This window comes from Photorhabdus bodei (assembly GCF_003287735.1).
Lineage (GTDB): Bacteria > Pseudomonadota > Gammaproteobacteria > Enterobacterales > Enterobacteriaceae > Photorhabdus > Photorhabdus kayaii.
The window spans coordinates 1-26,017 of sequence record NZ_NSCM01000040.1 but is presented as its reverse complement, the minus strand read 5'-3'; the positions used below and the strand labels follow the sequence as shown (position 1 = coordinate 26,017).

22 protein-coding genes and 1 pseudogene are annotated in these 26,017 nt (G+C 41.5%); 12 read left to right on the top strand and 11 right to left on the bottom strand.

The annotated features are described in order from the left end of the window. Positions 1–186: 186 nt before the first annotated feature. Genes CKY02_RS18020 through CKY02_RS18005 form a run of 4 tightly spaced genes read left to right on the top strand, consistent with a single transcriptional unit; the run spans position 187 to position 2,561 of the window. Positions 187–570, top strand: a complete 384-nt coding sequence (locus CKY02_RS18020) for an ArsC family reductase (protein WP_112896356.1) — start codon at positions 187–189, stop codon at positions 568–570. Between the two features lies 1 nt (position 571). Next, a complete protein-coding gene (dapE, locus tag CKY02_RS18015; protein ID WP_112896346.1) occupies positions 572–1,699 on the top strand; it encodes a succinyl-diaminopimelate desuccinylase in 1,128 nt (375 codons plus the stop codon). After that, the gene (locus CKY02_RS18010) at positions 1,696–2,385 is read left to right on the top strand and encodes a M15 family metallopeptidase (protein WP_112896345.1); all 690 of its coding nucleotides are present in this window, start codon (positions 1,696–1,698) and stop codon (positions 2,383–2,385) included. Before dapE ends, CKY02_RS18010 begins: the two co-directional genes overlap by 4 nt. Next, positions 2,373–2,561 carry a YpfN family protein gene (locus CKY02_RS18005; RefSeq protein ID WP_112877663.1) on the top strand — a complete coding sequence of 63 codons (189 nt, stop codon included), beginning with the start codon at positions 2,373–2,375 and terminating at the stop codon, positions 2,559–2,561. Before CKY02_RS18010 ends, CKY02_RS18005 begins: the two co-directional genes overlap by 13 nt. Here CKY02_RS18005 and CKY02_RS18000 read toward each other — a convergent pair. The 5 genes and pseudogenes from CKY02_RS18000 to CKY02_RS17980 all read right to left on the bottom strand — a co-directional run bounded on the left by CKY02_RS18000 (position 2,512) and on the right by CKY02_RS17980 (position 8,482). Further along, positions 2,512–4,560, bottom strand: coding sequence for a tRNA(Met) cytidine acetyltransferase TmcA (locus CKY02_RS18000; RefSeq protein WP_112896344.1), 2,049 nt, complete (start codon positions 4,558–4,560; stop codon positions 2,512–2,514). The genes CKY02_RS18005 and CKY02_RS18000 overlap by 50 nt on opposite strands. Positions 4,561–4,565: 5 nt before the next feature. Continuing rightward, the gene (locus CKY02_RS17995; protein ID WP_112896343.1) at positions 4,566–5,018 is read right to left on the bottom strand and encodes a DUF441 domain-containing protein; all 453 of its coding nucleotides are present in this window, start codon (positions 5,016–5,018) and stop codon (positions 4,566–4,568) included. 338 nt (positions 5,019–5,356) lie between these two features. Next, positions 5,357–6,127: a 2,3-dihydro-2,3-dihydroxybenzoate dehydrogenase gene (gene dhbA / locus CKY02_RS17990; protein WP_112896342.1), complete on the bottom strand. Its 771-nt coding sequence runs from the start codon at positions 6,125–6,127 to the stop codon at positions 5,357–5,359. A 77-nt stretch (positions 6,128–6,204) separates the two neighbouring features. Further along, positions 6,205–6,825: pseudogene (locus CKY02_RS17985) on the bottom strand (isochorismatase family protein); the annotation flags it as partial. A 22-nt stretch (positions 6,826–6,847) separates the two neighbouring features. After that, positions 6,848–8,482: a (2,3-dihydroxybenzoyl)adenylate synthase gene (locus tag CKY02_RS17980; RefSeq protein WP_112896340.1), complete on the bottom strand. Its 1,635-nt coding sequence runs from the start codon at positions 8,480–8,482 to the stop codon at positions 6,848–6,850. Positions 8,483–8,735: 253 nt separating this feature from the next. On the opposite strand from CKY02_RS17980, the gene CKY02_RS17975 reads away from it, so the two are divergent. After that, positions 8,736–9,800 (top strand): radical SAM protein, encoded by a 1,065-nt coding sequence (locus tag CKY02_RS17975; RefSeq protein ID WP_112896339.1) that lies wholly within the window; start codon positions 8,736–8,738, stop codon positions 9,798–9,800. 21 nt (positions 9,801–9,821) lie between these two features. Here CKY02_RS17975 and CKY02_RS24870 read toward each other — a convergent pair whose 3' ends face one another. Beyond that, positions 9,822–9,986, bottom strand: a complete 165-nt coding sequence (locus CKY02_RS24870) for a hypothetical protein (RefSeq protein WP_167405331.1) — start codon at positions 9,984–9,986, stop codon at positions 9,822–9,824. A 454-nt stretch (positions 9,987–10,440) separates the two neighbouring features. On the opposite strand from CKY02_RS24870, the gene CKY02_RS17970 reads away from it, so the two are divergent. From CKY02_RS17970 to CKY02_RS17940, 7 genes are all read left to right on the top strand, one after another. Beyond that, on the top strand, positions 10,441–11,451 hold the full coding sequence (locus CKY02_RS17970) for a hypothetical protein (protein WP_112896338.1): 1,011 nt from the start codon (positions 10,441–10,443) through the stop codon (positions 11,449–11,451). Beyond that, positions 11,448–11,942, top strand: coding sequence for a hypothetical protein (locus CKY02_RS17965; protein ID WP_112896337.1), 495 nt, complete (start codon positions 11,448–11,450; stop codon positions 11,940–11,942). The genes CKY02_RS17970 and CKY02_RS17965 overlap by 4 nt, the downstream gene beginning before the upstream one ends. 193 nt (positions 11,943–12,135) lie before the next feature. Beyond that, entirely contained in the window at positions 12,136–16,536 is a 4,401-nt protein-coding gene (locus CKY02_RS17960) for a condensation domain-containing protein (RefSeq protein WP_112896336.1), read from the top strand. Between the two features lie 24 nt (positions 16,537–16,560). Next, positions 16,561–17,718: an efflux RND transporter periplasmic adaptor subunit gene (locus tag CKY02_RS17955; RefSeq protein ID WP_112896355.1), complete on the top strand. Its 1,158-nt coding sequence runs from the start codon at positions 16,561–16,563 to the stop codon at positions 17,716–17,718. Next, entirely contained in the window at positions 17,702–18,367 is a 666-nt protein-coding gene (locus CKY02_RS17950; RefSeq protein WP_112896335.1) for an ABC transporter ATP-binding protein, read from the top strand. The genes CKY02_RS17955 and CKY02_RS17950 overlap by 17 nt, the downstream gene beginning before the upstream one ends. 2 nt (positions 18,368–18,369) lie before the next feature. After that, a complete protein-coding gene (locus CKY02_RS17945) occupies positions 18,370–19,593 on the top strand; it encodes an ABC transporter permease (RefSeq protein WP_112896354.1) in 1,224 nt (407 codons plus the stop codon). 34 nt (positions 19,594–19,627) lie between these two features. Further along, on the top strand, positions 19,628–19,858 hold the full coding sequence (locus tag CKY02_RS17940) for a phosphopantetheine-binding protein (RefSeq protein WP_112896334.1): 231 nt from the start codon (positions 19,628–19,630) through the stop codon (positions 19,856–19,858). Between the two features lie 13 nt (positions 19,859–19,871). On the opposite strand, the gene CKY02_RS17935 is transcribed toward CKY02_RS17940, so the two are convergent. The 5 genes from CKY02_RS17935 to CKY02_RS17915 form a co-directional block, all read right to left on the bottom strand. Then, entirely contained in the window at positions 19,872–21,047 is a 1,176-nt protein-coding gene (locus CKY02_RS17935; RefSeq protein ID WP_112896333.1) for an alpha/beta hydrolase, read from the bottom strand. A gap of 16 nt (positions 21,048–21,063) precedes the next feature. Then, positions 21,064–21,165 carry a type II toxin-antitoxin system RelE/ParE family toxin gene (locus CKY02_RS26560; RefSeq protein ID WP_338015692.1) on the bottom strand — a complete coding sequence of 34 codons (102 nt, stop codon included), beginning with the start codon at positions 21,163–21,165 and terminating at the stop codon, positions 21,064–21,066. 31 nt (positions 21,166–21,196) lie between these two features. Further along, positions 21,197–21,445 (bottom strand): antitoxin of toxin-antitoxin stability system, encoded by a 249-nt coding sequence (locus tag CKY02_RS17925; protein ID WP_112896332.1) that lies wholly within the window; start codon positions 21,443–21,445, stop codon positions 21,197–21,199. Positions 21,446–21,818: 373 nt separating this feature from the next. Continuing rightward, positions 21,819–23,471 carry an ATP-binding cassette domain-containing protein gene (locus tag CKY02_RS17920; protein WP_112896331.1) on the bottom strand — a complete coding sequence of 551 codons (1,653 nt, stop codon included), beginning with the start codon at positions 23,469–23,471 and terminating at the stop codon, positions 21,819–21,821. Then, positions 23,468–25,183 carry an ABC transporter ATP-binding protein gene (locus CKY02_RS17915; protein ID WP_238399227.1) on the bottom strand — a complete coding sequence of 572 codons (1,716 nt, stop codon included), beginning with the start codon at positions 25,181–25,183 and terminating at the stop codon, positions 23,468–23,470. The genes CKY02_RS17920 and CKY02_RS17915 overlap by 4 nt, the downstream gene beginning before the upstream one ends. Between the last annotated feature and the right edge of the window lie 834 nt (positions 25,184–26,017).

The window sequence follows — 26,017 nt, the reverse complement described above, 5'->3', positions numbered from 1 at the left end:
CGGCTCTTATCGCTGTTATGTAGTAAATGTTATGTAGCAAATACCCCCTATGAGAACAGGCCAATAAAATTGAGTCTCCTGTTTTGGTATCTCCGATAATAAAAATCAGGATATCATCTAGATAAAACAGGCATTTTCCAGCATTATGTTTAGGTATTTAAATTTTTTTTAAGGATCTGTTAAATGATATTGGATAAATCTTCTCAACCCGCTTTTACTCTCTATGGGATCAAGAATTGTGACACGATAAAAAAAGCCCGTCGTTGGCTGGAAGAACAGGAAATTACTTACCTGTTTCATGATTATCGTGTTGATGGACTCAATGCAACACTTTTGCAGTCATTTATTGACAAACTGGGTTGGGAATCATTAATTAACACCCGTGGTACAACCTGGCGTAAACTGACCGATCAACAACGAACGACAATTAATAATGCTGACGCAGCAAAAGCGTTGATGTTGGAACAACCCGCTATTATCAAACGTCCACTATTAATTTCTGCAAAAGGTGATTGCCTATTAGGTTATAAGGTGGATGAGTATCAGCAATTTTTTGCTGAGGCACTCTGAAATGACTTGCCCTGTAATTGAACTTGCACAACAACTCATCAGACAACCCTCTATCAGCCCGGACGATAAAGGTTGCCAAAATATTATGATCGCTCATTTGCAAGCAATTGGCTTTACCATTGAACGAATGCCCTTTGGCGATACAAACAATTTTTGGGCCTATCGCGGCATAGGCCCGACATTAGCCTTTGCCGGACACACCGATGTCGTCCCTGCGGGCGATGAATCTCAGTGGGAATATCCCCCATTTGAGCCAACTATCCGTAATGGCATGCTATATGGCCGGGGTGCGGCAGATATGAAAGGCTCATTAGCTGCCATGATTGTCGCGGCTGAACGTTTCGTTGCCACCTATCCCAACCATAATGGACGTCTGGCCTTTCTTATTACTTCAGACGAGGAAGCGAAAGCCACCCACGGCACCATTAAAGTGGTTGAAGCCTTGATGTCCCGCAATGAACGTTTGGATTATTGCCTGATAGGTGAACCTTCTAGCCAGCATCGTCTTGGCGATATGGTGAAAAACGGCCGTCGAGGTTCCCTTACTGCGAATCTCACTGTTCACGGTATTCAAGGCCACGTTGCCTATCCGCATTTAGCTGATAACCCAATCCACCGTCTCCTTCCTGCTTTACAGACATTGATCAATACACATTGGGATAAAGGGAATGAATTTTTCCCGGCGACCAGTATGCAAATTGCCAATATCCACGCGGGAACAGGCAGTCATAACGTGATCCCTGGGAATGTGCAAGTTCAATTCAATTTCCGTTTCAGTACAGAACTGACTGACAGCCAAATCCGTGAACAGGTTGAAACTATCCTCAAAAATCACAATCTCAATTACACGATTGAGTGGATACTGGCAGGTCAGCCTTTCCTAACAGCCAAAGGTGAGTTAGTCAATGCCGTCATCCAGGCAATAGACCAATATTGCGGCTATCAACCTGAATTATCTACCAGTGGTGGTACATCCGATGGGCGATTTATTGCTCCGATGGGTGCTCAAGTTGTCGAACTGGGGCCACTGAACTCAACAATTCATAAAGTTAATGAGTCCGTTAGCGCCGCCGATCTGCAACAACTCAGCCGGATTTATCAACGTGTTATGGAGCAATTAATCCAGTGATCACAGCAAATATGTTAACCGGCCTGGCTACTGGCCACTTGATTTCTCTCTTTGGCAATCACCGATTACAACCAGAAGCCGCCAATGCTTTTCTTTCCATGCAACAAGCCGCTGAAAAGGCCGGAATTCATCTGCAACCGGCCAGCACGTTCCGTGATTTTCAACGTCAGCAAGCTATCTGGAATGGAAAATTCCGTGGTGAACGCCCGGTGTTGGATGAAAACAGCCAACCCATGGACATCACCCAATTATCAGAAGGAGAACGCTGTAAAGCAATTCTTCGTTGGTCCGCCCTGCCCGGTGCCAGCCATCATCATTGGGGAACAGATTTGGATATCTATGACCCAACGATGCTACCGGATAACCAGACGTTATTACTCGAACCTTGGGAATATGAAAATGGTGGTTATTTCGCACCATTAACTCATTGGTTGACCGAGAATATGGCTCATTTCGGTTTTTACCGTCCTTTTGTCGGTAACCGTGGCAGTGTCGCTGATGAACCGTGGCATATCAGCTACCAACCATTAGCCAAGCAATTGGAAAAATTGCTGACTCAGCAGATGTTACTGGATGTATGGCAACAGCATGACATCGCCGGCATTGACTGGTTATCTACTAACTTACCTTATGTATTTGAAAATTACCTCCATGTTGCGCAGGAGACAACCTCATGCAATGGTTAGCTGATTACTGGTGGATTATTTTAGTTTTATTGGTTGGCGTTCTTCTCAATGCAATTAAAGAGTTACGCCGACTGGATGTTAAAAAATTTCTGGACAATAAACCGGAACTACCTCCTCATCGGGATCTTAATAGCAAGTGGGATGATGAAGATGATTGGCCACAGAAAAAGCCGTAGTCCATTCTTGCCAATCTTTGGCAAGTTTCTTATCGAAACTTGACAACGCCTGTGCGGTTTCTTGCCGCCAGAGTCGCATTAATGCCTTATATCCACTCAACTTTAATACGGTGATGCATTGCTCAACACTCATTTCTTGCTGGAGATGATTTCTTAGCGCAATCAACGGCAAATCACTGTTCAGCAACAATCGTTGCAAGGCCGGTAATGAAGCAGAAAATGGTCGGTGAGCAAATGCAAAACCTGACAGTTCCCGCCAATCATGCTGATTGAGATGATGGTCAGTTTGGTAATCAACAGGCAAGCTAAATCCAATCTGCGATTCCAGCCAATGTGCATCACGGGCAAGCTGTCGCTCAGCTTGAATCCCCAGCACAATCCCTTGTTCACTCAGGGGAAAAATAGCCATTGCCGTATAACAACCGCTGCTGGCTTCTAAATGAGTTCCCATTCGCACTAATTGGAAGCCACATTTCTGCCATAATGCCCAAAGCTCCGCGGTATAACCAAAGCTAACGGAAATAAAATCCACTCCCTGTTTTTCTGCCCTTTCCCGTTGATACGCGATCATTCCCTGAGCAATACCTTGCCTGCGATGATTAGCCTGTACAGCAACTCTGCTGATCCGTTGAGATTTCAAAACCGCCGCCTGCGGTAAACCGCTATGGGCAGCTAACGATTGAGCAACCAAATTTCCTCTTGGACGACGCCTGCCTGCCCATATTTCATGGGCTAACTCAAGCGCCAATCCCCCCTCTTCAACCATCCACAAAGCCCCCATTAAGGCATTATTTCCAAGAGCCGCAACAAATTGCATGCCTTTGGCATCAAGTAAACGCCGTAAATCCAGAGGTGAAGTTTTGTAGTGAGCACTGGTTAATATGCCGTAAAACTGCCTCAGTAATTCAGGCTGTTTAATCCATTGCTGCTGATGATAGACCTGATAACTGATCGCCTGATCAGAATTGTTGACAGGAATTGCATCCTCAAACAGTAAAGCGCTTTCCAACCAATTTTCCAGCGGATCATTTTCCGCCCAACGCACAGGAGCCGTCAGGTTCAGGACATGACGATCAGGAAACCCAACGCAAAATTTAAGTAAAAATCCGCGCCCTGTGCCTTCATATCCCTGTACCGTTGTGGTCAACAATATGCGGGGAAAATAGCTGATTAATTCAGATAATTGAGGCATTGGAATAGCAGCGGCTTCATCGATAAGCAACCAATCAATATCTGACACGCTATTTTGTCTACAATATTTGAGCAAATTATCTACGGCCCAGAATTTTCCCTTTTCCCCCGCATAGCACCTAATGACTGCTGTTGTTGCCTTCGCCGGTGCAGTTAACCAACAATTTCCTTGCCATTGCTGCATTAGCATACCTGCAAGTGTCGATTTACCTCGCCCTCTTGGCGCAGTAATGACCCATACCCCCTGACTTGCCCGCAAAAGTCGCGCCAAAATGGCATGCTGGCTGGCTGTTGGGCTGCCATTAGGCAGTTGCCACGCGCTGTATTGTGGAAATGCAGGGATGCATAAGGGATCATTTTGCCGCCATAGTAAAACTTGGGGATCGCTAACAATTTGCTGCTGAATATGCTGAACAAAATGCGGTGTTGGAATAGCATCTAACTGTTCGTTCCAACGCGCACTATCCTTATCTGGTTGATAACGCCATTGGTACCAAGATGGAACCATCATCACCAACCAACTTCCCGCTTTCAATGTGCCTGCCAATATCGCCAGTGCTTCCGCATTAAAACCTGCGGTAGCGTCAAATATTCCATGCAGATATTCCTGACCTAATAAACTGGCCGCCTTTTCTGGCAGCACAGCGTGCTGTTTACGATAAGAGATCCATAACCAATCCCCAATAAATCTTTGCTGTAATTCATTAGCCTGTAAATAGCACCAATGATCATCGCCACTCAACACCAACAAACGACGTAACCCTTGCTGCTGCATTTCCGTCTGTATCACACTCAGTTCCGGCAACATAACGGCTATGATTTACCAATCAATAATGACAAAATCCCCGCTGCAATCAGCGGCCCCACAGGAACACCTTTAAACAGGGCAACACCCAATACCGTCCCCACCAGCAAACCAGCGACTGTCGATGGCTGATTAGACATAAGCGAAATACCCCGGCTACCCAACCATGACACTAATACACCTATCACTATCGCGAGTAACGATTTCCAACTCATAAACGAGTTGAGGACAGCTTGTACTGTAATTTTTCCACTGGCGATAGGCGCCATTACTCCCACGGTCAAAATAAGTACACCGATAGTCAACCCATATTTTTCCACCCACGGGAAAAAATGATTCAGTGGCGTTATACGGATAACCAGCAAGAGCAGCATTGCAAGAGTGACAGTTATGTTGTGGCTGATGATACCCAGTGCTGCCAACACTAGCAGCACCAGTAAAGTAGGATCGAGATGACTCATAGATTTCAATACCCTATACCCGTTATCTTTCAAGTTGCTTCTTTGTTGGCTGCACTCGCTCACCCCGGTCACATAGTTTGCTATGCTCCCGGGGATTCACTCCCTTGCCGCCGCGATCCATCTTGAAATCTATAGGGTATATACCCGTTATCCTTCAAGTTGCTTCTTTGTTGGCTGCACTCGCTCACCCAGGTCACATCGTTATCGATGCTCCCGGGGATTCGCTCCCTTGCCGCCGCGATCCATCTTGAAATCCATTGGGTATTAATCCTATTCGGCTAGGGCAATTTTTCCTTACGTTACAGAAATGACAGGTATTTTCGTATTAATTCAAACAATTAACAAGCTAACGTCGCACCACCATCAACCACAATATCTTGTAGCGTTATATGGCTTGCCAAATCAGAAGACAAGAACAGTACGGTATGTGAAATTTCATTAACACTTGCAATTTTACCGAGAGGAATACCTAATTTATATCGCTCAGGATACCCGTTAATCGTATTTTTTTCATCATCATCAGTTTTCCACATGGAACGCTGCATAGTTGTATCCGTCGAACCCGGTGATACAACATTACAACGTACACCAAACGGCGCGAGTTCTAACCCAACACAATGCGTTAAACTTGTCAGTGCTGATTTTGATGCACAATAAGCCGCCATTTGCATACGTGGAACACGTGCCGCATTAGAGCTGACGCTGATAATAGTGCCACCGCGCTGACGTTTAAAATGGGGAATCACGCTACGAAATAGATAAAAAGCCCCAGAAGCATTCACATTAATACAACGATGCCAGTCACTAATATTTAGCTCATCAATATTTCCCAATTGCAATATACCGGCAGCATTAACCAGAATATCTAATTCGGCTGAGACAGACAGTTGTTGGGAACAGATCGTTTCAACCTTTTCTGGATCACTAATATCGAGTTGTATACATTTATAAGGCAAATTATCTTGCTCAAATACGCGATCGAAACCTATTACGTTAGCGCCCAGAGCGGTAAAATCACGGGCAATTTGTTCACCAATGCCACGTGCCGCCCCAGTTACCCAGACGGTTTTATGGCTAAAATCCATTTGTAAATTTTGTTTATTTTTCATCTTATTTCTTATTTCTTCTTTAATAGCGATTTATTATGCATTTTTTATAAATTCAGTTTATCGAAATTTACTGATGAAATTATCTCTTTAGTACTCACAACCATTCCTGATTTTTCAGCAACATATTTTAAAGCCATGAGGTGATCTTCCAGCGTAAAATCCGCTATCGCATCACCCACTAAAAAAGGCTTTATATCTCTCATGAATGCGTCAACCGCAGTAATCATACAACCAATATGTCCATACACCCCGCAAATAATTAATTGATCCCGACCTAAGTCTTTTATATTTTTTTCTAACGAAGAGCGTTGAAATGCACTATAACGCCACTTAACTATCACAATATCATCGTTATTAGGGGCCAAAGCAGGGTTAATATTTTGTAAATGGGGTGATCTATTCAAGCCGGCCCCCCATATATCATTAAGTAATGCGCGTTCTTCATCACTTTGCATTTTAGGTTGTGCTGTATATATAATGGGGATCTCTTTTTCTTTACAAAAGACTCTCAACAAATGGATATTTTCAATTAATTTATTGATTAGAGGGCTATTATCACCGAAAAACTGTAAGAAATAGTCCTGCATATCATGAATAAGTAAAATTGCCCTATGGGGTTCGAATAACCAAGATGCTTTATTGCTTGGAAAATCTTTTGGCTGAGGTAATATATAATTTTTCAATGATGGAATGGTCATTTTAATACCTTCATGTCATTAATTAACTTTCTAATTTGTCTCGAATGATTTTTCTTAATAAGAATTTATCAATCTTTCCGACTGGTGTAACCGGCATAACATCAATAATCTCGAAACGATCAGGCAATTTATATTCAGCAATCCCCATACCCCTTAAATATTTCCTCAGCTGCAACGTGTTTATATTCGGATCAGCCACTACAATAAAAGCACAACTTTTTTCTCCCATCAGAGGATCAGGCATCGAAACCAAAGCGCTATGGATAACACCTTCATGTTTGAGTAACAAAGATTCAATTTCTTCCGAAGCAATTTTTTCACCACCGCGATTTATTTGATCTTTCTCACGTCCGACAATACACACATAACCCTCTTTAGTCATATAGGCTAAATCACCGGAATAATAAAAACCTTCTTTATCGAACACCTTCGCATTGTGCGCTGGGCTTTTATAATATCCCCGGAATGTATATGGCCCACGAATGATTAACATCCCCGCTGAACCTGGCGCTTGGATATTGCCTTGATCATCAACGATACGTATCTCATCATCTTCACTCATTGGGTGCCCCTGAGTGGTAAATATACGTTCATCATCGTCATTAAGCCGGGTATAACATACCAACCCTTCGGCCATACCAAAAATCTGTTGCAACTTACATGAAAAAAATTTCGGTATCACTCGCGCCACACTTTCACTTAACTTTGCTCCACCGACTTGTAATAACCGAAGACTTTCTAGTGAATATTCGTATTTCCTCATCGTCTGAATCCATAACGCAACAGCCGATGGCACCAGTGAGGTCATTGTTACTTTATGTTCACGTATGAGTGGAAAGCAGGTCGTAGGTCCAGGATCTGTTGCTAATATGACACAACCACCAGCATAAAATACGCCAAGCGCCCCCGGAGAACTCAATGGATAATTATGTTGCGCCGGCAAAGCACAAAGATAACGGGTCTGTTGTGTCAACTCACAAATTTCAACACTGCGTCTCACACTATAATAGTAATCGTCATGCGTCCTTGGAATTAATTTAGGTGTCCCTGTACTCCCGCCTGAAAGTTGAAAAAAAGCGACTTCATCTGAACGTGTCGCCTCAAAATTCAAAGGTAAATTTATTGGCTCTAACCACGGCTTTAATTCATTGGTATATAATTCATTAGTATATTGTATTTTGCGACCATCAACGACGATACTCCTTAACCGTGGACAATGTGTTTTTAATTGCTCCAGGAAATCATTATTCTGTAACAGTGAATGATCTGACGAAAATACAATTAGACTTGGATCAATTTGTTGCGCATAAGCAAGTAACTCTAATTTATTATGGCTAAACAATGCATTAATAGGTACTACCCCCATTTTCAGTAACGCAAAAAATGTAATATAAAACTCAGCTATATTTGGCAATTGTACGATAGCAGTATCACCCCTCTTTATTCCCACTAACATTAAATTTTTGGCTAATGCAGATGATTGTTGATCAAGTTGATGATAACTAAATTTACGGTCACCACAGATAATAGCTATTGCTTCAGGTTGGCTCTGACATTGTTTATAAAGTATGTCAGTCAAGGGTTTACCAAGCCAATACCCCTTTTCACGATAACGCTCTGCTAATTCAACCGGCCAGGGTGTAAATTCAATAGACATGATTTTATTCCTTACAATAATATTCAATACCTTGAAAAATCGTCGATTACTGTTTATACCTATTTACTTTATCCTCAACCAGAAATATTTCGAACCCTATTTTGTGAGCTGCTTCTAAATAAATTCATTCCGTAACAAATCATACTTCGTGCAAGCACTCAAAATACAAATTTAATTACCTAATATATTGCAAAATAAAATCATATTGCTAATAGTTAGTAACGTATAACCTTTAATCCAACAGGGGTAAATTATGTCATGCTTTCCTCCTGGATATTGGGAACAATATCCGAACACCGCCACCGTGATCACAACATATACTTGCAATGCTGCTTGCAAAGAATGTTGTTTTGAATGTAACCCCTCGGTAAAAGCGCGTTTAAGCCTGGATGAAATTAAACAATTTATTGCACACTCAAAAGCTAATTTTCCAGGGCTAAAGTTAGTTGTTTTCAGTGGTGGGGAGTGTTTCCTGCTAGGTAAAGATCTGATTGAAGCCATTCGCTTTGCCTCAGATCACGGCTTATTAACTCGTTGCGTGACTAACGGTTATTGGGGGAAAAATAGAGAAAAGGCGCAAAAAATCGCTCAAGATTTAATAAATGCGGGCATCACAGAGATGAATATCAGTACAGGGAAAGATCACAGTGAATGGATTCCCCTTGATAGCGTAGTGACAGCGGCAGAAGCATTGGCCGAACAAAATATTACAACACTGATTACCGTAGAACAGGATACCTTTGATTCCGCCATTGCAACGCAGATCACCCAGAATCCCGTTATTAAGCGACTGAAAGGGCAAAACAAGATTAATTTACAGCGAAATACCTGGATGCCGTTTTATGACACCAGCGAAGAACGAAAAGATATTCCAAACCGGGATCAGCAACTGGCAAAAGGGTGCGATCAGGTCTTTGAAAATATTGTACTGACACCACACGGTGAAATTTCCGCTTGCTGTGGGCTGACATTAGAGCATATCCCCGAAATGAAACTTGGCCGTTTACAAGGAGGCGATGTATCTCAGCTTTTTAAAGGTCAGGAAGAAGACTTTATGAAAGTCTGGTTAAGAACTGAGGGACCATACAACATCCTAAAAAAATATCGCCCGCAGGATAGCAATATTAATCTGGAAAAAATCGTTCATCCCTGCCAAGCCTGTGCTTATTTGCATAAAGACGAAAGGACACGCCGGAATCTGTTAGATAATTATCACAAAGAAATTATTCCGGTAATAAAGAAATTTAACGCTAAAGAACGGCTGGATCTCATCTACTACTCAGCAGAAAAAAATGCCATTAATTTAACTGAGGAATGAAAAATATATACCCTATGGATTTCAAGATGGATCGCGATGGCAAGGGAGTGAATCCCCGGGAGCATAGGTAATTATGTGGCCGGGGTGAGCGAGCGCAGCCAACAAAGAGGCAACTTGAAAGATAACGGGTATAACAGGATCGAGTTGGAGCTTTGATGTTACTACTAACGAATATTGCGAAAACACCCTTTTTCCGGCTAGCAAATTTTTATTGAATGTAGTGGTAATCAAGGAAAGGAAATACTTTATTCTTCTTTAGAAATATTTTTACTTGTTATTTTGTGATCGGACTCTAAATAAGGACATTTTGTCGCAAGATATATTTAGTCTAAACGCTCAAAATATAAATTTAATCAACTAATCTATTGCAAAATTTCACCATCCAGCTAATAGTTAGTACCGTCTAACCTTTAATCGAGCGGAGGGTAAATTATTCTATATTTTCCCATTGAGTATTAGATGCTATACCCAAATACTGTTATGGTAATCACAATATATACTTACAATCAATATCGCAGGCAAGAAATATCAGTTAGATAATTATTTCAGTAATGAAGAAGCTTAATAAGGAAAGGTTACATATTATCTTATACAACGCTCAATAAAAAAAGAATTCCGTTAACTTATAAAGGAACGAATTATGAAAAGACGTACATTTATTGGCGTGGCTGCCGGTGCAGCTATTGGCAGTGTCATACCCACCGTCAACGCTAGCACTGATAGCAACCGCCTGTTTGGCGTGCCACGTTCATTACTCTCTCCGGGGGAGGTTGAAGAAAATAAGCTAAGGCTGTCAATGTCAAACGCCAAACTCCCGGTTGAAGTTTGGGAAGAGATCATCACCTATAACCGATTCTGGGAAACCCTACAACAACAGCCCAATTTAGCATTAGAATACCGGGAATCACCGGAAAAAGTGCTGGCTGAATTTGGCATAGACAAAGATATCGTTAGCCCCGGTTCCGCGGAGGAATTACTGCTATTCATCACTTATGACAAAGACTTAATGAATGCGGTAAAAACCAACGACTATGAAGCGCTCTTTTCCCACTTAAAAACCTATGGTTTAAACGAAAGGGGCTCAAGTCTGAGAAGCCGAATCAATCACCATCTCAATCAAGATGCCAGTCTTGTCGCGCATTTTAAAGAACACATCGAATCCTACCAGCTCCAAGACACAAACACTCCTCCTCTTATCCGGCTGAAGGAAATTCTGGAACCCTTAAACCGTGAAGATGACACCAGTATTGAGATTGCTCGCCTTGTGGTAGGGGCAAATGTCGTCGCTGCGGTTAACGTAGCTGTTGGCACCCGAGTTGTCGCAGCGGTGAACGCGGCGGCGGCCGTTAACGTAGCAGCTTACTTGAGCCTGGCGGTACAAGTAGCGGTTACTGTATGTATGGCAAATTATTTACCCAAAATTGATCATAGCGACCTTTCAACCGGCACGGCTTCTCTTCATCTTGCCAGACTCTATAACAACCAAGAAATGGTGGATACACTGGTCAAAGAAGCTGTTAGAAGGGAGATCACCGCTTGCCTGTTTGCGGCGCAAAAGTGTGGTTATATCAATCTGCCCGCAACCCGCGAAGAACGCAAAGAAGTGATTCATCTCTTTACCAAATTATCTTTAGGAATGGCAGCAGCATGAATAATATCGTGGGATTAAATCCAGACTTCAAAGTCATATTAATGAATGTCGCTATGCTCGTCCTGATCGCTTTAGTTTTTCTGCCTGTACCATACTGGCTCAGTAACAGCAATCCCAATAAGCTGGCGGCAAGTATCGCGACAACGCTCTTTGTCATCATTACCTTATTTATAGGCTATCAACTGTTATCAAATAAAGCCGTGGTCAAGGAAGGAAAATTATTGATGAAGTCCGGGGTATATTCACACGAATGGGTTATTTCCTCATTACACCAGGAAGAAGGCGTTTCCTTGGAAGATTTTAGTCGAAGTAATGGTATACATATTATCCATTATTCGTCTGGATACTACCACAAGGGACAAAACAAACATTTTATTCTGCGTGTAAGTAAACGCCCTCTGATCTGCTTTAGCTCAGAAGGTAATATTGGGTTATGCATAGATGAATCTATTTTTGAAAAAATAAAGGGCGAGTTACAAGGTAAAATATAGCGCCTATCCCAATAGGCGTCATTGTCGCAGGCCATTCTTATCAATGAACAGTGAACACGGACAGCGCGGAAAAACCGGAGCGTACACGTAGTACGTGAGGATTTTGAGCACTGCCCAGGTTCGCTCTTTATAGCAAAGAATGGCAAATAAAATAGCCTATTTGGATAGGCAGATAGCGTGGAGCCGCAAAATAATGGAATATAGTGACAATTATTGGCCGTTGAATTATACACAGCTCCGTTTAGCTATTGCTAACACTGTTGCTGACGATAAGTCTGTCTTCAATGTCGGTGAATTCGTCAGTTTCAGTGATAATATTAGTTTGGCAAGATTGAAGCAGGCCATTATAACCATTCATCACTTCAATGATGGTTTTTCCTTACGTTACCGTATTGCTGAACACAATATTTTTCAGGAGAAGGGATCTACACAGGTCGAAGTTATACCAATAAAACTGTCAGAGCCAATAGTAGAACCAGCGGCAAAAGCAGATTTTGCAAAGAGAACAACTCAACCGCTAGCGCCTGAAAAGGGTGTGACGATAAGGCATTATCTTTACTTCAATGATGTTGGGTGCTATTTCTGGGGAATCATCGCTCACCATATTGCCACAGATTATTGGGGCATAGGTCAGTTGATTCATGATGTTTTGTCTTGCTATGAACAACCAACATTCCACCCAACATCAGCGCCTATTTTTACCTATCAGGCTTACCTTGACGAAGTTAAATATAAAGCAAACGTGCATTATGCCAACAACAAAGAGTATTGGAATAATTACCTCAACCAACTGCCCAAATTAGAGGATTATGCCCGTAAACGCCTATTTCCCTCAAAAGCAATTAAAGTAAGCCGGCCGCTCACCGCAAATAACGGTGGTTTTACCTTTAATGATAAATTAATGATGATACTGGCTCTATGTCTGCAAATGACCAAACGAGGTTGCTTATCAACAAGTATCATCAATTTACCCTTCTCTAACCGACATGATAAAGGAGAGTACCGCTATTATCGCCCGGCAATGAACACCTTGCCTCTGATGGTTTCTTTGGCCCCGCAGGCAACAATAAAACAGATCCTCGTAGCAATGCAGTCGCAAATTAGTCTGCATAGCAAGCATAGCCGTATTGATATAAATGATTTAAATGATTTAAATGATGAAGCAATCAGTCGAGCAGATCAATTTACTGCCGCTCCCTATGTTAATCTGCTACATGAGCTTGAACATGATCTTATGAAAGATAATCGCGCCATTCGCGGTTGTATGACTTCCGGCGCAGTCAACAATTATGGTATTAACATCCGGTTTTCTCCTGATGGGAAATCAGCATTAGTTGAATTGGATGTGGGGAGCCGCCTGTATAGTCATTTTGCCGCCCATACTCTGATCGACGATTATTTACGTATTTATGGTACGATTGCAGAAAATATTAATGAAACGGTTGAGACATATTGGGGGAAATATAAAGAAATTGAACCAACGGATAATATTATATCTAGCCTAGATAACCCAGAAAATATTGTCGTTAATCACCCTATCAAAGAGAATATTATTGGTCGAATAGCACAAATATTTGCAGTATCACCGGACAAAAAATCTGTCATTTATGGGGATCAAACAGAAATAAACGCCGTGCATTGCCTTAATTACCGTGAACTTTACCGAAAATTATCCACTTTCAGTCAATTGTTATTATCCTGCCCACTACAAAACCGAAGGGTAGCCGTATTATTGCCCAGAGGGGTGGATTCCTTATTATCCATATTATCCATCCATACTGCGGGATTATGTTTTGTCCCAATCAATATGACATTTGGGCAAGAAGAGATAAATAATATATTAAGTAGCCTGAATATTTCTTTATTAATCACTGCTCGTCATTACCATGAAAAAGTAAACGGTGTTAATAATACGCACATTCTCTTTATCGAAGATATAGAAACTCGCCCTTCCGAGATATTTCTGGGGCATGATATAAAACGTCCCGCAACTCAAGAAGACGAAGCCTATATCTTTTTCACATCAGGCACCACAGGTGTACCGAAAGCAGTACCGATAACGTTTAAGGGGCTTTATGCCTATTTGGCGGCAATGACAGAGCAGTATGATATTAAACAAGATGACATTATTCTCAATTTCAGCACACCCGTCTTCGATGCTTATATTGAAGAAGTGTTCGGATGTTTTTATCAAGGCGCTACATTAGCCATTGCCAATGATAATATGATCGTTGAACTGGAGACACTATTTTCATTTTGCCATACACAATCGGTCACTATAGTTAATTTTCCTACCAATTATTGGCATCAAATTGTCTTTTTCCTACATTCAACCATTAAAGAACTCGCACCTTCGATTAGAATGACAATTATCGGTGGCGATCTAGCAATGGATAAAGCCATTCATCATTGGTTGGAAAAAGTAGGATGCGGTATTTCCTTGATTAACTCTTATGGCCCAACAGAATGTTGCGTTGTGGCTAGCAGTCACAAAATAGATGATAAATTTCAACCCGGTAATATCATTGGTAAAGCGCTAGCAAATACCACTATCGTTATTCGGGAATATGGAACTAATAAGATCATTAATGGCAGTAGTGGAGAAATATGCATCCGGGGCGATTCTATCTGTATCGGATATATTAACGATAATCAGTCAACTTCACGTAAATTCTTACAGTTGAACGATGGAGAAATCTATTATTTAACCGGAGACCGTGGATTTTACGATGCCCAAGGGAATTTAAATTTCATTGGCCGTCTGGATAAAGAGCATAAAATTGACGGGAAACGTGTCGATCTGGATGAAATGCAAAAATTAATTACAGCGGCGATTAATATTGATGACATTCATTTAGCGATAAAAGAAAATGAAACGGGGTACCAATATATTAATATATTTATACCTGATAGATCATGCTCAATCACACGTCACGAAATCGTCTCATTTTTGCGTGGATGTTACCCAAAATTGCAGGTACCTTTTATTGTCGAATTATCATCATCCAACAATTCTGTTACAATATCAGAGTTGAATAAAGAAGATAATATTTCTCAGATTAAAGGCGAAAAACGAGAAATATTTTTTACTTTATGGCGGGAAGTTTTTGGCGATAGCGATGGCATTGTTGATGAAGAGACGAATTTCTTTGACGCAGGTGGTACTTCGCTTAAGGCATTATTATTAATTAACAAGATCCAGCAACGTTTTAATTGTTCTATTCACCTGGAAGATTTCTATCACGCCCCTAGATTAGGTTATCTATTACAATCTGTCATTCAACAAGGACAAATACCGGTTTTAATCGATAAAAATAACACTTGCCTGACAGAACAACACGACCAGTATTATTGGATCATCGATACTATCTCTAATCGTTCCGGCGCTCATAATATCCCACTATATTATCATCTGACCGGCGAGATTGATTTAAAGAAATTACGTTACGCTTTGCTGTATATCATGCAATATTTCCCTGCCCTCTGCCAAAGAGTCACCATAATAGATGGGCAACTCTCTTTAACCCTCTCACCTGTTATTGAAGAGAACCTGCCTTTCGAATATATCGATTTAACTCATGCTACCGGCATCAATATTGAGATTTCATTCCGCAAGATCTTAAATGATATGGCATTTAAACCGATGGCGTTACAGGATAATCCACCGGTATATTTTAAGTTATTAAAAATAGCAGAACATGAGAACTATCTTTTATTAAATTTTCATCATGCATTTTGTGACGGGATGTCGATTGCTCATGTGTTGCAAAAATTATCTTCCGTTTACGCAGATAATGTACCAAAGATTGAAGCCTCGACGGAAACAAGCATTAATCTCATTAATCAGCGCATGTCAGACGAAACATTAAATTTTTGGACAGAAAAATTGTTCAACGTCCTTTCGGTTGCCGGACAAAATAATGATTCATCGGAAGCTCATCTTAGGGTCCGAGGCCGACGTTATTCAATGCCGTTGTCTCCACAATTAATCGCCGCACTATCCAGCACACAGAAAAAATATTCGGTGACTCTGGAACATATTGTGATTGGCGCATTTCTGATGACCATTAACTCATTACTCAATAAAGATGAGATTATCATCGGTATTCCTTGTGCCAACCGCGTTCCTCCCATACCGTTTGACAGTGTTGGTAGCTTCGCAACCACACTACTGCTGCCCTACGTTACTGCGGAAATTTCGCTGATTAACGTATCCAGGTATGTCCGCGATTTTCTGGCAGAGGCAAATATCCATTCCAATATCTCACTGGCCTATTTGAAACAACATCTCCATCACCACCACGGTATGCAATTGCCGGAAGTCACTTATTATTTTTCTTCTCAAATAGGGTTTGAAACCGGTTTATATCTTGGTGAAACCCGTTGCACCAAAGAAAAAATCAAGGGGCTCAAGCCTAAAGGAGATATCGCGCTCGAACTGATCAATTTGCCAACGGGGATAGGTCTGGAATGGCTCTACGATGATGATATTTTCTCTGAAGATATCATCAGCGACATGGGGCTGTTTTTGATTGATTTATTGGATTGCATAGGCACTCAGCATGACCTGATGCCTGGCAATATGGAACGATAACAAATAGTAAAATGGATGCTGATTGTGCTGGTCAAAAAAAAGAAATGGGTTGTTATCACCATCATCATGATCGCTTTTCTTGCCGTGGCTTATAACAACTTTAGCCAAAAAGAGACATCTACGGTGATGACAGAACAAATCATCACCGGAACGTTATGTGATGTTATTACTACGGTAAATGCTGCCGGTGTTGTACAACCAACCAGTCAGGTCAATGTTGGTAGCCAAATCTCAGGCCAGTTAACCAAGTTATATGTTGAAGTCGGGGATAGCGTTGAAGCAGGTAAGCTGGTCGCTAGCATTGATGATACTTTTTATCGTACTAAAGTTGAGGCAAGCCGAGCGCGACTAGAAAAATTGCGAGCCATGTTGCAGGAAGAACAATATGCTTATCAACTTCTGGTCATCACGGAAAAGCGCCAAAGAGAGCTTAACCTGCACTCCGCAACCAGCCAGCAACTGCTGGATGAGGCTGCTTTTGGCGTCAAAAAAAGCCAGGCCAGAATTGAAAGCCTCAAAGCAGACATCAGGCAAAATGAACATATTTTGCATAGTGAAGAAGTCAGCCTCAGTTATACCCAAATCTATTCGCCGATTGCCGGCGTAGTGACTGCAATTCATGTTGACCCCGGGCAAACGCTAAATGTCAATCAACAGACACCGGTTCTCATGCAAATTGCCGACCTCAAAAATATGACTGTTTATGCAAAAGTTTCCGAAGCAGATATTAACCAAATCGTGACGGGGCAAAAAGCTTCCTTCAAGATCTATAGTACAAATCAGCATATATGGCACGGTAATGTTAAGAAGATTATGTATAAGCCCGATCTCATTAATAATGCCGTTTATTATACCGTGCTATTTGATGTCCCTAATGATAATTTCCTGCTCAAACCCAGTATGAGTGCGGATGTCACTATTGTGACCCACGAAAGCACCGGCGTAGTGACCATACCCAGTGACATACTGAATAATAAACGGCATCAACCTTTGAACGATGATCTAACTACCTATTTTTTACGTGAGATGAAAGATGGAAACATCGTAGTAAGAAAATTATTGATCGGTCATAACAATGGAAGACGTTCAGTCGTTGTCAGCGGATTGCAGAATAACGAGCAGATCGTTGTACTTTCCAAACAAGATAATCTTGGAGGTAGTAACAATGATAACGCTAAATAATATCTGCAAAACCTATGGTAATGAGGGTAAACAGCATCTTGTCCTGAAAGATATTTGCTTAACCATAGACCAGAATGATTATGTTGCTATTCTTGGTCGCTCCGGTTCAGGGAAAAGTACCTTATTGAATATAATAGGGCTTTTGGATATCGCCAGTGCGGGAGAATATCTTATTAACGATCTCACGGTAACTCAGCAAAAGATTTACTCATTGGCGCTTTTACGGCGAAAATATTTTGGCTTTGTCTTTCAAAATTATAACCTGCTGGAAAACTACCGCATTGATGAAAATATCTTGATGCCCATGTACTACTCAAAAAGAAACTTCAATTATGACAGAGAACATTTCCGTTACTTAATCGATCGTCTCCAGCTTGACAATTTATTAGATAAATACCCGCGCCATCTATCAGGGGGAGAACAGCAACGCGTTGCTGTCGCTCGCGCTTTGATCAACAATCCAAAGTTTATTATTGCTGATGAACCTACCGGCGCGTTAGATACCACTAATGCGACCAACCTCATGCAACTTTTTACTGAATTACATCATAATGGATGCGGCATCATTCTAGTAACACATGACCAAGTTGTTGCTGAATATGCCAAACGCCGGCTATATCTGGACAGTGGTTGTTTGGTGGCTCAATGAGCATGAGTAAAATAACCTTAAGATTCAATGCTTACTTAACCGTTATCCTGTTCAACCTCAAAATGGCGGTACGCTCTCTTACCGCTCATAAAACACGAGTCTTCTTGACTCTATTATGCATTGCCATCGGAGTAGCTTCGATTGTGATCATGCAAGCAATTGGTACAGAAACCAAGCATCATATTGTTAAGATGGTTTCTTCAATGGGAAGTAATATCATTTCAGTAAAATACAAGGGACAAAAAAACGGCGCTTTCGATTCCCATAATAATTATCTGACGCAAGAGGATATAACGTCACTTTCAGGTAATCCGCATATTAGCCACAGCACTCTATTTTATACTGCGCCAGGAACAATAGTTTCGCCACAAGGCTCTGCTGATGCTCAATTGATTGGCGCTAATGCAAATATCGCGATTATCCGTAATCTGGTGATTGATCGTGGACGTTTTTACACACCACAAGACGATGCTGCCTTGGCAAATGTCGTGGTTTTGGGAGCATCTCTGGCCGAGCGACTCTTTCCACAAAAAGAAACCGCATTTGAGCAGAGCATTAAGATCAACGACATCTCAATGCAAGTTATCGGTATCCTGACACAGAAAGGCGAAGGCATGGATGCAGGCGTCGATGATGCCGCATTTTTGCCAGGCAACAGCTATTTGGTACGGCTGTTCGGCCATACACCTCCTGGCGGTATGGTGTTGAAAGCCAAAGATGCCTCCCATATTGAGCCGGTTAAATACGCTGTTGAACAACGGTTGTCACGGTTTAAACATCAACAAAGCTATGAGGTACGTAATACCACCGAGTTGTTGAAAACGTTGCATGAGACCCAGTCAAAAATTAATCTTTTCCTACTGTCAATATCATCAGTGACCCTCTTTGTTGCGGGCGTCAGTGTGATGAATACGATTTTAATCAGTGTTAAAGAACGTAGAAGAGAAATTGGTATACGGCTTGCTGTAGGGGCAAGTTATTCCGATATTTTTTACCAGTTTCTTACTGAAGCATTTTTAATTTCATTATTGGGAACATTATTAGGATTGTTATTCTCATTTATCGGTTTCAGAATTTTATTACTATTTGATATTGCGGTTGGTTTCTCTTTCTACTCCTTTTTACTCGCTTCCCTCGCAGCCTGCTTTATTACCGTAGTATTTGGTGTATATCCATCACATCGCGCAGCCGCATCAGCGCCAATCGAAGGTATCAGAGAATTGTAACTTGTTTTGTTTCATAAAACTTTTTGGAGACACAATGAAAAATCAGCTTATCTATGAAATTTTACATCGAGAAATCAGAGCGCTTCACCCGGAAGCAGAAATAATACCAGAGGATGAAAATCTTTTTGATATCGGTTTCGATTCGATAAAAATGCTGATGCTGGTTGATAAGCTAAAATGTGCGGGGTATCCAGTCAACTTTGCAGATTTAGCGCGATGGCCGACAATTAACGATTGGGTCAAACTGCTGGCAAAAGATAAATAGCGCTTTCATTATTTCATGATGAATGGTGGATGATCCACGCAGACAGATCCGCAATTACCTGCTCCGGTATCTGACCTGGTTGCAAATAATCCTCTCCACCATCACATCCTGTTGTAGGCAATAAAATATGATTCAATCCAGTGTAGAGTTTGAACTCTGTCTGCCTATTATTTTGCAGTGCAGTTTTCCACATCGTGAAATCAACATTATGCAAAATCTGGAAATCCTGATCTCCCTGGGCAAAAAATAACGGCATTGCAGGCAAGCTGTTTAAGCAGTCAAATGCATGATAATTCTCAATCTGTTTGAGATAACTATCCGGCACTGACAAAAAGCGCTCAAGAGATACTGTATCTTGCTCTTTCCCACTGGGTAATTGGGATAAAATCACCCGGAGTAAATTACGGAAAGGCGCCGCCAACATCGCAATACCCGTAACATTTAAACCCGATTTTTGCTGTAAGTTCTTTGCAATTAATGGGCTGACATATCCGCCAAAACTGTGCCCAACCAGAAATACTGGCACATCGTGAAATTCAACATGTCCCATCAAACCAGTCAGAATATTACAAGCATCATCAACAATTTCCGTATTGAGATCGACAACCTCAGGGTTCATATTTCTCTGCTGGATACGGTAATAACGTTTGTCAAAACGTACACTCGCAATTCCATATTGACTTAATTCATGTGCCAACATACGAAACAGTGGATTAGGCCCAACATCATAATCCATCGAATGCGGACCAGAACCCGCAAGCAATAGTACAAGTGCTTTGGCATCATTATAGGGTGATGGCAAACATACCAAACCATCCGGGACATCTCTAAGACCAAACGTCTTTAACGTTTTTTCGATAAAAATACCCTGTTTTGCATACGCATCAGGTATTGGGCATCGAGATAACGTGAGAGAATTAATTTGCCGATCTTTAATCCCAATATAAAGATTGAACTTTCCATTGAGAGTATTTAGCCGCAAATGACAAGCACCTTGCTGGTGGTAAATAATATCGATATCTGAGTTACACAAACTGTCTGCCAATACAGTTAAAGCCAAATCATCAGCCGCCATACGCAATGATTCATTCATTAATTCCCTGGCGGCTTCCCATTGCTCATTAAGCAATGTGGTTATTAATATTTGTATTTCACCTTCCAATGTGACAATTAAATTCTTAATAAGCATGTAATTACTCAACTTATTACGGCCACAACCGTGATGTATGCACTAAAGTTAAAATCCAGACAGTTTCACTACTTATCTCATAAACCAGTCGATAGTGTCCGTGTGGAAAAATCTCCAAAGTACCAGAGAAGAGATCTCCCCGGCATGACCTATTCTCTTCGAGCCGAAAAAATCGCTTTTACGTCGCTATGTTCAACACCATTACTCTCTTTTACAGATTGGCGTACGATATCAACCTTTTCCTGAAGGAAAGCACGATATTTATGACGCTGGACATATTCACGCATCAGTTCACGGACAACTTGAGAGGCTGAGCGGTATTCTGCTGCCGTGGCAGCCATAAAGTGATCGCGCAGATCTGATTCAAGTTTCATAGTAAAAACAGCTTGTTTACCCATAGTTCCTCCTCGTTTGATATAAAAAAAGTATATATCATTTCATTACCTACAAATAACACGTTAGCTCAGTATCCTCAGCCAGATACCAAGCATAATTTTTCATTTGTGGATAATCAGCGATTTTTACCATAACAATCTCTCTTTTCATATTTACAATATAGCAGAGTGAACTACCAACTCAACCCTATTGCAAATACCCACATATTCACCGCAGTAGCAGCCACGAAGTAATCATGCAAATCTGATTCAAGTTTCATAGTAGAAATAGCTTTTTTATTCATAATCGCCCCTCACCAGATATGGAAAAAATATAAACCATTTCATTATTGACACCCACTCCTACCAACTTAGCCAGGAGTGGATATCAAGTGGATTATGCTAACTCTCTCCGCCGTTGAACGGTAACAATATGGTCCGCCTTAGCGAGAAGATCCGCATTTTGTGAAACAACAATCCACAGACCGGGCCAGCACTCAGGTAAGGTAGACCATAAACGACGGGCCGTATCCGTATCTAATGATGAATCGCAGTTATCAACAATATAAACGTCAGCGGGACGACATAACATCCGGGCCAATGCCAAACGTTGACGCTGGCCGCCAGATAATTGACCGGCACTGCCAGAGTTAATAACGGTATCGAGTCCTTCTGGCAATTCATATGAGCCGGGCGTCAAACCTACCGCCTCCAGCGCCCGTACCATGACATCATCATCGATATCCTTATCACCCAACGCGAGGTTTTGCCTTACGGTTCCACCAAAAAAACCCGCTTTCTGTCTGGCATATCCGATACGTGGATTCCGCCACCAGTTTTCATTGCCCAGAACCTCTCTGTTATTCCAAAGTACACTGCCGGAACTGGATTTTTCCAGACCAATAAGGTAACGCAAAAAGGTGGTTTTACCCGAACCAATATCACCGACAATGCCAATAACCTGATTAGCCGTTGCCTCAAACGAAACAGGGGGCTGAGTTTTCGAGTAAGTTAGATGATTAACACTTAGCTTATGCAGGATTTCATCTTGCCCATATTCTTTGCTCTCTTTTTTATCTACTTTATTTGCCAGAAACTGCCTGATTCGGCCATAACACACATCAGCATTTTTGTAATAGGCAACCGACCGACCAAAGAAGAGTATCTGTTCACTGATCCAACCGATATAGGTCAAAAATAGTGCCAGATTCCCTACAGTAAAACTGCCATCAACGATCCGTTTACTCACTATCAATAAAACAGCCGACGTTCCAAGTATGACAATATTTTTGAACAGCCCAGAAAGAAGGTCAGTAAATACCTGATGTTTAGCTTGAATCGCCCGTCGATTGACAAATTTCCGCGACAACCTCTCAATCTGCCCCTCCATTTTGTTGCCAAGGCGCAGATCGCGTATACCCGTTAAGACATCAGTAATCTTACCGGCAATGTCCCCTTGCGATTGACGTTTACTCTTCTGTAAATTCCCTACCTTGCGTTTAAGTATCGCCCCGACCCAAAGGCCCACAATCATAGGCATAAGAGCAAGTGTGGTTATTATGTCAGTGTTGATAAGCACAACTAATGCGATAATTAAAAGTAATGCGCGGTAAATAAAATCAGAGGTCCAACTTAGAAACTCGGCAATTTCATCACTATCATCACGAATACGGTTCAGAATATCGCCTTGAGAAAAAGTCTGTCTCTGATTACGGGAACAATGGCTTACTCCCCATAAAACCCGCTCTTTCAGGTAAGCACTGACTTTGAAGATTAACGTAAAATCAAAGGTTAACCCCAGGAACAGAAACAGCGATCGCAAGACCATTGTGGCAATCGCAGAGGCAAGCAACCACCAGACGACAGGGTGAGTTGGCTCATTCATCGCTCTATCGAGTAATTTACTGATTAAGTAACCAATCAATAGAGGAAAACCATGCATCAGTGTCCACACGAACATGGTAATGAAATAGAGCGGAGCAAACTTTTTTACCAGCTCAATCAAGGCTGGTAACATTTTAAGCTTAGTTGATACATTGGATATAGTCATACCATGAGTCCATGATTGCTCGTTAACGTTGCAATTTCGGCTTCGGGGACTCGCTGTTGAATCCGCCCATCATCGATAATGATAATTTCATCAACGACCGAAAGTGTGTGAAGGCGATGTGCGACCATCACGACAGTGCAATTGTGACTTAACTTTTCAAGCAATTTCAGCCAACTCTCTTCCGTTCGGGGATCAAGTTGAGAAGTTCCTTCATCAATAATGACCAACGAGCAATGCTGTAACATCACTCTGGCACCCGCTATCATTTGAATTTCTCCTGCTGATAGCATCAGACCATTAGTACCAACCTGTGTATCAAGGCCATCTGGCAGTGCCCTAACCCATTCAAGCACATCTAATTCTTGAAGAACCTCCCAAACTTGATCGTCAGATATTTCATTACTGAAAAGCGTTAAATTTTCCCGCAATGTTGCGGAAAACAGATGAGAACGTTGACTAAGAACAGCAATCTTTTTCGCAAACTCTTCCGGCTTAATCGTTGAGACATCGACATTGCCAATGGTCACTCTTCCTGAATCGGGTCGCGCAAATCCACACATTAAATTAAGAATGGTACTTTTTCCCGCCCCCGTTCTACCAATAATGCCAATTTTACTCCCCGGAGCGACGTAAAAATTAACGCCGTGCAAAACCTGCGTTTCTTCTCCGTTATAACTGAAATCAACATTATCGAAATGGATAGCGAGAGGACCATCAGGCAATAAATTATCCGATGATTTATCAGGAGCGCCTTCATTTAACATTTTTGCCGAAAGTGACAAAGCAGCAAATAATTTCTGTATCAGCTCTATTTCCGATGACATATCCTCCACCGGCTCCCGAAGTTTATCAACGTAGAGATAAACCATCGTTAATGTACCGATACTTAAGCTGTTCTCACCAAGTAATTGAAGCCCAAAACCAAAACCTATACCGAAACAGAGTGCAAAGAAGATCTGGGTAATTGGCCAAAAAGCCCGGCCACCAATATAAGCACTGCGTTCAAATTTGAGCAACATTGACAACATCTTACGAAATGCAATGGCAGGCCAATGCGCCTGCGACAGTGGCTGTAAATCATCCATTGCATGTAATGAATCACCGACAAAACCAAAGATTCGGGCTTTTTCATTTCGCGCAATTAGCCAACGACGAACAGAAAGTCTGGTTAACTGAATCAACACATACGCCACGAGTATGACGACGATTGCTATGGCAATACCAGCCTGAGGCATGACGCTGAATATAATGACCAATGTCCCTAGTGTCAGCGCTAAATTAGCAATGGCCTTAAAGCCTGCTTTAGAAATCGTTTTTCCTATAATATCAGCATTACCTTCGATATTTTCCAGCAATTCTCCCTGTGATCGCCGTTCTATTTCCAATACAGGTAAAACTGTCATCACATGGTGAAAGAGCTTATATCTAATGGTATCAGCAATACCCCAACCGGCTTTGGTGCTCATGTAACTGGTTACCAGACTACCGATAACACCAATCGACGCAATAAAAACATAAATGATTGCCAACATGATAAGTTGATCAACAGTCGTTCCTGATGTCGCCTTATCAACATAATTCCTGATAATATAAGGACCGCTTAGATCGCATGATAATGTAACGGTTAAGGCCAAAAACGCACATACAACTGTCCCCTTAAATGGTACGGCACTCTGTAGCAGTATCCGCCATACAGTTAAATTCTTTGACATGACGCTTTTCATCTTTAGGTTATGGCACCTCATTCAAATTAGAGATGTTATTTGCAACATCAGTGTATGCAGCCAACATCAAAGTTATTAATAACAGATAGATCACAACAGCAAGATCTAGTTCACATTCAGCAAAATGCAATTATCGCAAAATACTCGCATTTATCACGATCTGATTGAAATGTTTATAAACGCTATCACAAGAAAATAGCCGAAAAATAAAATTGATACCTTATTCTACAATGTCAATACCTTTATTAGGTCATTTAATAACCTAATCGTCAGATACATTCTCAATATATACCCTAAAGATTTCAAGATGCATCGCGACGGCAAGGGAGTGAATCCCCGGGAGCATAGATAACTATGTGACCGGGGTGAGCGAGTGCAGCCAACAAAGAGGCAACTTGAAAGATGACGGATATAAATAATGAACAATAAATAACTTATTCCAAACGATGAATCACAAATAGAGTAAAAAATAGCAATAATTCCAATGAATTATAATGATTTTTACAAATATATAGCGACTATACCCTATGGATTTCAAGATGCATCGCGGCGGCAAGGGAGCGAATCCCCGGGAGCATAGATAACTATGTGACCGGGGTGAGTGAGTGCAGCCAACAAAGAGGCAACTTGAAAGATGACGGGTATATATAAATGAATTCCTATTCAATATTAACGTACCTTAAATTGCTCGTGCAAATCATAACCACCCGCATAGCGGGTGGTTTGCTCTAGCCCTATAAGGGCATGTTACCGACCGCGCCTAAATGACGCCGCTTTCTCTTTGTTCAAGCTAAAGGGTCATTGTCTCTTTGGCTTACCCCT